The sequence below is a fragment of the Nitrobacter sp. 62-23 genome (assembly GCF_001897285.1).
Taxonomy (GTDB): domain Bacteria; phylum Pseudomonadota; class Alphaproteobacteria; order Rhizobiales; family Xanthobacteraceae; genus Nitrobacter.
Window position 1 is genome coordinate 1 of sequence record NZ_MKSM01000048.1, and the last position, 9,080, is coordinate 9,080.

Genomic DNA, 9,080 nt, shown 5'->3' on the forward strand with positions numbered 1-9,080 from the left:
CCTGTCTATGCCGGGGTCGCGCGGCCATGGCACATCGGCACGCTCTATCACCGCAGTCCGGTGCTGCCGCATCTTTTGCTGTCGCTGCTGCGCGCCGAGGGAGATCTTGTTGTCGGCGACAACGAACCTTATGCGGTGAGCGACCTCACCGATTACACCATCCCCGTGCATGGCGAGGCGCGCGGCCTGATGAATACCGGCGTCGAGATCAGGCAGGATTTGATTGCTGATGACACCGGACAAGCGCAGTGGGCGGAGCGATTGGCGCGGCTACTTCACGAGATTGAAACGACGCTGACCGCGCCGCGATCGTCTTACGCCTAAAATCTCGGGTGACGGATGCCGGCGATGCGGCACCGGTTATCGGAGGGGTGAGCGGCGAAGCAATCCTATTACAGTTGGTTGATGGATTGCTTCGCCTGCAATGACGTTTCGACTTAACTTGTTTTCCGTTCAGCTATGCCAAGCTAAATGCGTCCCATCAGGAGAAGGATAAGCAGAATGATGATCACCAATCCGAGGCCGCCGCCGCCGTAATAGCCGGTGCCGTAAAACGGCCCGCCGCCGACGCCGCTGAAGCCGCCAAGCAGCGCAATAATCAAAATGATCAGAATGATCGTGCCGATGCTCATGTCGTTCCTCGCTCAGGCTTAGTGATGCATGAGAAGTGCGATGAGAATGATCAACGGGATCGGAATCCCGATCAGCCAGAGAAGAAGTCCGCGTCCGAAGCCCATGTGTTCGCCTCCTGTTGATGAGGCGACAACGCGACGCGCGGCGCGTCGTTCCCGTAGAGGAACTGAACTATTTCTCCGCGATCAGCGGAACCAAATTCAGCCGACGAGTGCGCGCAACTCACAGCGCAACACTTTGTTGGTGGCGATCATCGGCAGACTGTTATTCCGCGCGATCATCCAGTGATCATCGAGGGGCGCAATCGTGTCCCGGCGCGAATGCGGCATTCTTCATGCAGCTCCGCCGAACCGGGACCGCCGCAAAACATTATCATTGAGACGGCCCCGGATCAGTGGCGCCACGTCGCGGGCATGACGCACTGCGCCGCGTCCCGGTACGTATAGGACTTAACCGGTCAACGCGGCCTTCACCACGCCGCTGGCCTTGCCGAAATCCATCTGCCCCGCATATTTGGCTTTCAGCGCGCCGATCACCTTGCCCATGTCCTTGATGCCGGCCGCTCCAGTCTCAGCGATAGTAGCTGCGACGGCGGACTTCATATCGTCATCCGACATCTGCTTCGGCAGGTAGCCGGAGATCACAAGAATTTCGGCACGCTCCTGCGCCGCCAGTTCCTCGCGGCCACCCTTTTCGTAGAGTTCGACGGACTCCTGCCGCTGCTTGATCATCTTCTGCAACAGGCCGAGCAGATCGCCGTCCGACAGCGGCGGCTTGCCTTGTCCGCGCGCCTCGATGTCGGCATTCTTGATGGTGGAGTTGACCATGCGCAACGTGGAGAGCTTGCGCTCGTCCCTGGCCTTCATCGCCTCCTTGACGGCGTTGTTGATGTCGTCGCGCAGCATCAAAATCTCCCCTCACAGCGTTTCGCGCTGTCAACTGTGTCCGTCCCAGATTTAGGCCACCTTCGCCGGGGCGGCAACCGCGGCGTTGAAAGGCGATCAATCCCGATGCACCACATGCACGACGCCTTCGGACGACGTCGCGATGAGATCGACAAGCGGCCCAGGCTTGAGATCGATCGCTCCGGGCCCGAAGGACTGCGGTCGAACCCACCGAAACTCGAGATCGGTGTTCGTGTCGCGGCTGCGATGCACGATGTCCGTTTCGTGGAACGGAAACGGCCGGGGCAGTTCGGCTTCGTAGTAAAAACCTATCTCGTGGGCCTTTCGTCCCCCCAATTCGAAGAAGTTCTCGATGACAAAGCGCAGCGGTCCGATGGCGGCAGCGCAGCCCATCTCTTCTTTGATCTCGCGCGCCAGAGCTTCCGCGCTGGTTTCATGCAACTCAACACGACCGCCGGGGAGCGCCCAGAACGGATCCGAAACTGCGCGGTGAATCAGGACGTGCCCGCTGCGCCATATCAGCGCCCCGGCCCGAAACTGGAAGCGGGACGAACCTGCATCCATGACGATCATGGTTCTGGGGTCGGAATACAAGGGCTGGTCCTGTTGCTGGCGGCTTGGAACGCCGATGTAAGCCGCGGCGGCGCGCGAGACAACCGAAGTTTGACGCCGACGCAAGCGCGGGCTATGTCATGCGCTCATGACCACATCGGAAAACGCTTCAGCCTGGCCGGATCTCAAACCGACCGCGCTTCTCGTGCTCGCCGACGGCACAGTGCTCGAAGGCTTCGGTCTCGGCGCAGAGGGTCAGGCGGTCGGCGAAGTCTGCTTCAACACCGCGATGACCGGCTACGAGGAAATCCTCACCGATCCTTCCTATGCCGGGCAGCTCATCACCTTCACTTTTCCGCACATCGGCAATGTCGGCGCCAACGACGAGGACATCGAGACGGTGAACATGGCGGCGACGCCGGGGGCGCGCGGCGTCATCCTGCGCAGCGCCATCACCTCACCCTCGAACTACCGCGCCTCCAGACATCTCGACGTCTGGCTGAGAGCGCGCGGCATCATCGGCATCTCGGGCATCGACACCCGCGCGCTGACCGCGATGATCCGCACCAAAGGCATGCCCAATGCGGTGGTCGCGCACGCCAGGGACGGCAAGTTCGACCTGCATGGATTGAAGGAAGAAGCGCGCGAGTGGCCGGGGCTGGAGGGCATGGACCTCGTGCCGATGGTGACGTCGAGCCAGCGCTACACCTGGGACGAGACGCCGTGGGCCTGGGGCAAGGGTTTCGACCGGCAGGACAAGCCGGAATTCAATGTCGTCGCCGTTGATTACGGCGTCAAGCGCAACATCCTGCGCCTGCTCGCCGGCGAGGGCTGCAAAATCACGGTGGTGCCGGCAACCACGTCGGCGGAAGACATCCTGGCGATGAAACCGGACGGCGTGTTCCTCTCAAACGGCCCCGGCGATCCGGCCGAAACCGGCAAGTACGCCGTGCCGACGATCCGGAAAGTGATCGAGTCGGGGACGCCAACCTTCGGCATCTGCCTGGGCCACCAGATGCTCGGCCTCGCGGTCGGCGCAAAAACCCGGAAAATGCATCAGGGCCACCACGGCGCCAATCATCCGGTCAGGGACGAGACCACCGGCAAGGTCGAGATCACCTCGATGAACCATGGCTTCGCCGTCGACGAGGCCACGCTGCCGAAGGGCGCCAGGCAGACGCATGTCTCGCTGTTCGACGGCTCCAACTGCGGCCTCGAGATCGAGGGCAAGCCGGTGTTTTCCGTGCAGTATCACCCGGAAGCTTCGCCGGGTCCGCGCGACTCGCACTATCTTTTCAGGCGCTTCGCCGACCTGATGCGGGCGAACAAGCGGGCATAGGCCTGACCGCAATCAGGCGTCATCGTCCGCAAAAATAAACGATCCGACAAACGGCGAACGCCCTCCGATCAGGCTTCGTTGCTGCCTTCCTGGCGGCTCGCCTCGAACAGGAACCAGGTCCGCCGCTCGGTCGCGTCGATGAAGTTCTCCAGCAGGCTCGCCGTCGCGACGTCCTCGTACTTGTCACAGATGTCGTGGGCCTTGCGCATGGCCGCCACGACCTTCTTGTTGTCGTTCATCAGTTCGCGCAGCATCTCCCGTGGCGGGACGTAGCTCTCGTCATTGTCTTCGAGGGTCTGCAGTTTGGCGACCTGACCGATCGAGCGCAGCGTGGTGCCGCCGATCTTGCGAACCCGCTCGGCAATCTCGTCGGTGGTTTCAAATATCTGCTCCGACTGCTCGTCAAGCAGCAGATGGTAATCCCGGAAGTGCCGCCCGCTGACATGCCAGTGGAAATTCTTTGTCTTGAGGTAGAGCGCGAAGGTATCGGCGAGGATTGTATTCATGGCGGCGGAGATCTTGTCGACGCCCTCCTGTGAAAGATCGGTCGGCGTGTCGAGTTCGGGGTTTACTTTCCGCAAGGCGGAACTTTTGGCTTGGGTCACGATGCACCCTCCTGCTGTATGAAAAGAAGATGAACTGGGATTTCCGGCCGCGCAAAGCGAAAACGGAAAACCCGCTGCAGGCCCTGCTAACGCGCCATTCCGCAACAGGTTCGCCCGAGTCTGGTTCAGCTATGCGAAAACCGGTTTCCACTTCCCGCGCTCATGTTCTAACGTATGACCCCGCGAAGGGTTCCAATCGCGGAACAGGAAGATTGGCTCAGACCGTCCATGGAAGACTGGATCGACTACTACGATTCCACCCACACGATTTACGTCAGCAAACTGCACCGTGACGTCCATTTCCAGACCATCGCCCGGGACATCGTCGGCTATATCCCGTCGAAAGGGTCTGTGGTCCTGGACTACGCCTGCGGCGAAGCGCTCTCGGCCGAAACGGTGGCCGGCGCCTGCGGCCGGCTGATCCTCGCGGAGCCCGCGCCGGGCGTTCGCGGCCGACTGATCACGCGGTTCGCATCTAATACAAAAATCCGTGTGTGCGCGCCGGACGACCTTCGGCACGCGGACGACGGATCGGTCGATCTGGCGGTGATGAACTCGGTCATACAATACATGACGCCGGACGAATTCGATGCCGCGATCACGACAATTCGCCGGTTGCTCAAGCCGGCCGGCCGTCTGGTGCTGGGCGACGTCCTGCAGCCGGACGCAGGAATGGCAGGCGACGTGATCGCGCTGCTTCGCTTTGCAGCGAAGCACGGCTTCGTGAAGGACGCGCTGCTGGGACTGGGTCGCACAGCACTCTCCGACTATCGGCAACTGCGCACCAGGATCGGGCTGCAACGCTATGGCGAGACCGACATGGTCGCCAGGCTCGCAGCCGCCGGATTCACCGCGACACGGGTGCCGGTGAATATCGGCCACAACCCGTCGCGCATGACGTTTGTGGCGCGTCACGCCTTCGAGCGCAGCCGCGAGGCCGAGGCGCAAGGCAAGCGCGTCGAAACAGACCCCGCGTGAGGGATGCCGCAGGACCGACCGCCAGTTCCGAAACAGCGCGGGCGCTCACGCCGCGGTAGAGCCCGCAAGGTGCGGGCTCCCTCGGGCCGACTACCAGCGGCGCCAGTAGCCATGATGCCAGTGAGGATGACGCCACGGGTCAATCCGCGGAGGACCATAGAAGCCCCACCCGCCACCATAGAAGCGGCGGTTGGGCACGCAGCGCCCCCAGCCGTTGACGTGCCAGCCAGGTCCGCAACGCCAGCCGACCTGCGTGACAGGACCGGCCGTGTCGTGCAGCGGCGCGACAGGCATCGCTTGCGCTGACGCCATGCCGAGGCCGACGGCGAAAGCGATAGAAGCCAAGAGTTTCATGTTGCCTTCCTTCTTGAGTTCGGAAAAGCAGGATTTCACCCGGCCGCTGAATGTGCGATGAAGGGCGCCGTCAAGTTTTTGCCCCAATGCGACCACAAGCGGGCCGGCGAGAACCGGCGCTTCGGATCGTTTACCAAGCGTCGATGGAATCGAATGGTCTTCTGCATTCGCTCCGGCGACGCCAAGGCTCCGACAGCCCCAGAAAGACGCTCAAGCTATTGATGATAGAGCGGATTCGATGAATTGAACATCGGTCTGCGACCTGGAAGCCGCTGCTTTGCCACTAAGCTAAACCCGCGTCACCAAACAGATAGCATATCGCGGCCGCTCGTGCTGCCTAGGTTGCAATTAACGTTACATCGAGCAACCGCTCGACCCGGCGGAAATATCTGCAAATATACCGGCGGCCCGGTGGCGGAAGTCGACGCGGGAGCTGTGCAAAGCTTTTTATCCTGGTTCAAGTCCAGGCTGGGCCTCCAAGTTTTCCTTCTTGAAGACTACCCGAGTTCTTGAAGACTACCCGATCGCCGCATTCGTCGCAGCGGCCAGTTTGCTCTCAAGACCTTTCGCCGCAGCATTGAGTTTGTCACTCTGCGCATCGAATCCGTGGCGGGCGAAAACAGCCGATATGTAAGTCGCGTCGTTATAGCTGACGTAGACTTTGCCGGCCTGATCCTGCCAGACCAGCATTTTCAGCGGCAAATCGATCGCCAGCATGGGACGCTGAAGGAACAACGGCGTTCCGCCTTGTGGACTGCCAACGACCAGAACCGTCGCCGGAGGCATCTCAAGACCGACGGCCTTTGCCGCGGCCGCGTGATCGAGGCGCGTAAAGACCTTCAGGCCATTGTCCTTCACCGCCGTTTCCAGATGATCCAGCGTGATCTCGAAAGCGTGCGAACTTTGCTTCGTCACCAGATCCGTCGCAGCTTGTGCCAAACCAGCCATACAAAGGCTCCGAAACCGATGGTCCGATTGTTTCCGACAGTCGTATCCCGTTGACCATATAATAATTATAGCACGGGACACTCGTCCGAGCATGACACAACGGGTTCTCTCGCCGGCGGCCGCCGAATTCGTTTCATACCCCGCGCCGGATCGCCACCGAGGAGAAACAGACGGCTTCGAAAGGCTTTTCTCGCGCGTCCAACCCAGAATTGCCGGTTGATGAAGCACTTATAGTTCTTCCCCGCCCTGGAAATCTGGTCTAAAGACACCTCGCGCGCGAGGATCGCGCTCTTGCCCAAGGGACGCGCCGCCGCGCGCCCTTTTTTTGTGCCCAGTTTTTCGTTTCCAGGACTTAATGCCTAAACGCACCGACATATCGACCGTCCTCATCATTGGCGCCGGGCCGATCGTCATCGGCCAGGCCTGCGAATTCGACTATTCCGGCACCCAGGCGGTGAAGGCGCTGAAGGAGGAGGGTTACCGGGTCGTCCTGGTCAACTCCAATCCGGCGACGATCATGACCGACCCGGAACTGGCGGACGCCACCTATATCGAACCAATCACCCCGGACATCGTCGCCAGGATCATCGAAAAAGAACGTCACGTCGTCCCCGGCGGCTTCGCGCTGCTGCCGACCATGGGCGGCCAGACCGCGCTGAACTGCGCGCTGTCGCTGCGCAGGCTAGGCACGCTCGAACAATTCGATGTGGAGATGATCGGCGCCACCGCGGACGCCATCGACAAGGCCGAGGACCGGCAGCTTTTCCGCGAGGCCATGACCAGGATCGGTCTGGAGACCCCGAAATCGCGGCTCGCCAATGCATCCGCGATGAAAAAGGCCGACCGCGACCGCCACCTCGCCGAGCAGGAAAAGCTCTCCGGCGATGCGCTCGCCGAATTCGAGCGGCAATGGAGGCTCGGCGAGAACGAGCGCCGCAAGCGCTACCAGCAGCAGGCGATGGCGGAAGCGCTGATGGCGCTGTCGGAGATCGGCCTGCCCGCGATCATCCGCCCCTCCTTCACCATGGGCGGAACCGGCGGCGGCATCGCCTACACCCGCGACGAATTCCTCGACATCATCGAGCGCGGCCTGGACGCCTCCCCGACCAACGAGGTGCTGATCGAGGAGAGCGTGCTCGGCTGGAAAGAGTACGAGATGGAGGTGGTCCGCGACAAAAAGGACAACTGCATCATCGTCTGCTCGATCGAGAACCTCGATCCGATGGGCGTGCACACCGGCGATTCCATCACGGTGGCGCCGGCACTGACGCTGACCGACAAGGAATACCAGATCATGCGCGACGCCTCGCTGGCGGTGCTGCGCGAGATCGGCGTCGAGACCGGCGGCTCCAACGTGCAGTTCGGCGTCAATCCGGCCGACGGCCGCATGGTCATCATCGAAATGAATCCGCGGGTGTCGCGATCCTCGGCGCTCGCATCAAAGGCGACCGGCTTCCCGATCGCCAAGGTCGCGGCGAAGCTCGCGGTCGGCTACACCCTGGACGAGATCGCCAACGACATCACCGGCGGCGCGACTCCGGCCTCCTTCGAGCCCAGCATCGACTACGTCGTCACCAAGATCCCGCGCTTCGCCTTCGAAAAATTCCCCGGCGCATCGACCACGCTGACAACCTCGATGAAGTCGGTCGGCGAAGTGATGGCGATCGGCCGCACCTTTCAGGAGTCCTTGCAGAAGGCGCTGCGCGGACTGGAGACCGGTCTCACCGGCCTTGACGAAATCGACATCGAGGGCCTCGGCCAGGACGACGACAAGAACGCGGTCCGCGCCGCGCTCGGCACGCCGACCCCCAACCGGCTGCTGCAGGTCGCGCAGGCGATGCGGCTCGGCTGGAGCGACGAGGACATCTTCAATTCCTGCAAGATCGACCCCTGGTTCCTCGCCGAACTGCGCGGCATCGTCGAGATGGAGAACAAGGTCCGCGCCGACGGCCTGCCGGGCAACACCTTCGGCATGCGCACGCTAAAAAGCATGGGCTTTTCGGACGCGCGCCTCGCGGTGCTCGCAGGCAAGACCGAAACGGAGGTCAGGACGCTGCGCCGCGCGCTCAAGGTACGGCCGGCCTACAAGCGCATCGACACCTGCGCCGCGGAATTCGCCTCGCCGACCGCGTATATGTACTCGACCTATGAGCCGCCCTTCGCAGGGAACGTCGCCGACGAAAGCGCGCCGTCAGACAAGACCAAGGTCGTGATCCTCGGCGGCGGCCCCAACCGCATCGGCCAGGGCATCGAATTCGACTACTGCTGCTGCCATGCCTGCTTCGCGCTGTCGGAGGTGGGCTATGAGACCATCATGGTCAACTGCAACCCGGAAACGGTGTCGACCGACTACGACACCGCGGACCGGCTCTACTTCGAGCCGCTGACCGCCGAGGACGTGCTGGAGATCATCGACACCGAACGCGCGGAATTCGCCTCGCCGACCGCGTATATGTACTCGACCTATGAGCCGCCCTTCGCAGGGAACGTCGCCGACGAAAGCGCGCCGTCAGACAAGACCAAGGTCGTGATCCTCGGCGGCGGCCCCAACCGCATCGGCCAGGGCATCGAATTCGACTACTGCTGCTGCCATGCCTGCTTCGCGCTGTCGGAGGTGGGCTATGAGACCATCATGGTCAACTGCAACCCGGAAACGGTGTCGACCGACTACGACACCGCGGACCGGCTCTACTTCGAGCCGCTGACCGCCGAGGACGTGCTGGAGATCATCGACACCGAACGGCAGAACGGAACGCTGCACGGCGT

11 protein-coding genes and 2 tRNA genes are annotated in these 9,080 nt (G+C 62.0%); 5 read left to right on the forward strand and 8 right to left on the reverse strand.

All coding sequences use genetic code 11. From position 1 onward, the window contains the following. Nucleotides 1-324: N-formylglutamate amidohydrolase (locus BGO16_RS04330; protein WP_292617368.1), on the forward strand; the 324-nt coding region annotated here is incomplete at its 5' end. Nucleotides 325-467: 143 nt separating this feature from the next. Here the strand turns inward: BGO16_RS04330 and BGO16_RS04335 are convergent. From BGO16_RS04335 to BGO16_RS04350, 4 genes are all read right to left on the reverse strand, one after another. Further along, nucleotides 468-632 (reverse strand): DUF3309 family protein, encoded by a 165-nt coding sequence (locus BGO16_RS04335; RefSeq protein WP_292617369.1) that lies wholly within the window; start codon nt 630-632, stop codon nt 468-470. Nucleotides 633-833: 201 nt separating this feature from the next. Continuing rightward, nucleotides 834-962, reverse strand: a complete 129-nt coding sequence (locus BGO16_RS04340) for a hypothetical protein (protein WP_292617370.1) — start codon at nt 960-962, stop codon at nt 834-836. A 120-nt stretch (nt 963-1,082) separates the two neighbouring features. Beyond that, complete coding sequence (locus BGO16_RS04345; RefSeq protein WP_292617371.1) at nt 1,083-1,538, reverse strand: GatB/YqeY domain-containing protein; 456 nt, start codon at nt 1,536-1,538, stop codon at nt 1,083-1,085. Between the two features lie 96 nt (nt 1,539-1,634). Further along, nucleotides 1,635-2,111 (reverse strand): NUDIX hydrolase, encoded by a 477-nt coding sequence (locus BGO16_RS04350; RefSeq protein ID WP_292617372.1) that lies wholly within the window; start codon nt 2,109-2,111, stop codon nt 1,635-1,637. Between the two features lie 127 nt (nt 2,112-2,238). Between BGO16_RS04350 and carA the strand changes: the two genes are divergently transcribed. Then, nucleotides 2,239-3,429 (forward strand): glutamine-hydrolyzing carbamoyl-phosphate synthase small subunit, encoded by a 1,191-nt coding sequence (carA, locus tag BGO16_RS04355; RefSeq protein ID WP_292617373.1) that lies wholly within the window; start codon nt 2,239-2,241, stop codon nt 3,427-3,429. A 68-nt stretch (nt 3,430-3,497) separates the two neighbouring features. On the opposite strand, the gene BGO16_RS04360 is transcribed toward carA, so the two are convergent. Further along, on the reverse strand, nt 3,498-4,034 hold the full coding sequence (locus BGO16_RS04360) for a DNA starvation/stationary phase protection protein (protein ID WP_292617374.1): 537 nt from the start codon (nt 4,032-4,034) through the stop codon (nt 3,498-3,500). Between the two features lie 228 nt (nt 4,035-4,262). Between BGO16_RS04360 and BGO16_RS04365 the strand changes: the two genes are divergently transcribed. Next, nucleotides 4,263-5,012 (forward strand): class I SAM-dependent methyltransferase, encoded by a 750-nt coding sequence (locus BGO16_RS04365; RefSeq protein WP_292617375.1) that lies wholly within the window; start codon nt 4,263-4,265, stop codon nt 5,010-5,012. A gap of 90 nt (nt 5,013-5,102) precedes the next feature. On the opposite strand, the gene BGO16_RS04370 is transcribed toward BGO16_RS04365, so the two are convergent. Together BGO16_RS04370 and BGO16_RS04375 are read right to left on the reverse strand one after the other, a co-directional pair. Continuing rightward, nucleotides 5,103-5,366 carry a hypothetical protein gene (locus tag BGO16_RS04370; protein WP_292617376.1) on the reverse strand — a complete coding sequence of 88 codons (264 nt, stop codon included), beginning with the start codon at nt 5,364-5,366 and terminating at the stop codon, nt 5,103-5,105. 228 nt (nt 5,367-5,594) lie between these two features. Continuing rightward, nucleotides 5,595-5,664 (reverse strand) — tRNA-OTHER (locus BGO16_RS04375). A gap of 107 nt (nt 5,665-5,771) precedes the next feature. Here BGO16_RS04375 and BGO16_RS04380 point away from each other — a divergent pair. Further along, nucleotides 5,772-5,845 (forward strand) — tRNA-OTHER (locus BGO16_RS04380). A 37-nt stretch (nt 5,846-5,882) separates the two neighbouring features. Here BGO16_RS04380 and BGO16_RS04385 read toward each other — a convergent pair. Beyond that, nucleotides 5,883-6,314 carry a DUF302 domain-containing protein gene (locus BGO16_RS04385; protein ID WP_292617377.1) on the reverse strand — a complete coding sequence of 144 codons (432 nt, stop codon included), beginning with the start codon at nt 6,312-6,314 and terminating at the stop codon, nt 5,883-5,885. Between the two features lie 355 nt (nt 6,315-6,669). Here BGO16_RS04385 and carB point away from each other — a divergent pair. Further along, a partial coding sequence (gene carB, locus BGO16_RS04390) for a carbamoyl-phosphate synthase large subunit (RefSeq protein ID WP_292617378.1) occupies nt 6,670-9,080 on the forward strand: 2,411 nt, incomplete at its 3' end.

Excerpts from the sequence above, each read along its gene's own strand:
- BGO16_RS04335 (WP_292617369.1), bottom strand. The coding sequence starts at position 632 with ATGAGCATCGGCACGATCATTCTGATCATTTTGATTATTGCGCTGCTT.
- BGO16_RS04345 (WP_292617371.1), bottom strand. The coding sequence starts at position 1,538 with ATGCTGCGCGACGACATCAACAACGCCGTCAAGGAGGCGATGAAGGCC.
- BGO16_RS04370 (WP_292617376.1), bottom strand. The coding sequence starts at position 5,366 with ATGAAACTCTTGGCTTCTATCGCTTTCGCCGTCGGCCTCGGCATGGCG.
- carA (WP_292617373.1), top strand. The coding sequence starts at position 2,239 with ATGACCACATCGGAAAACGCTTCAGCCTGGCCGGATCTCAAACCGACC.
- BGO16_RS04385 (WP_292617377.1), bottom strand. The coding sequence starts at position 6,314 with ATGGCTGGTTTGGCACAAGCTGCGACGGATCTGGTGACGAAGCAAAGT.
- BGO16_RS04365 (WP_292617375.1), top strand. The coding sequence starts at position 4,263 with ATGGAAGACTGGATCGACTACTACGATTCCACCCACACGATTTACGTC.
- BGO16_RS04350 (WP_292617372.1), bottom strand. The coding sequence starts at position 2,111 with ATGATCGTCATGGATGCAGGTTCGTCCCGCTTCCAGTTTCGGGCCGGG.
- BGO16_RS04340 (WP_292617370.1), bottom strand. The coding sequence starts at position 962 with ATGCCGCATTCGCGCCGGGACACGATTGCGCCCCTCGATGATCACTGG.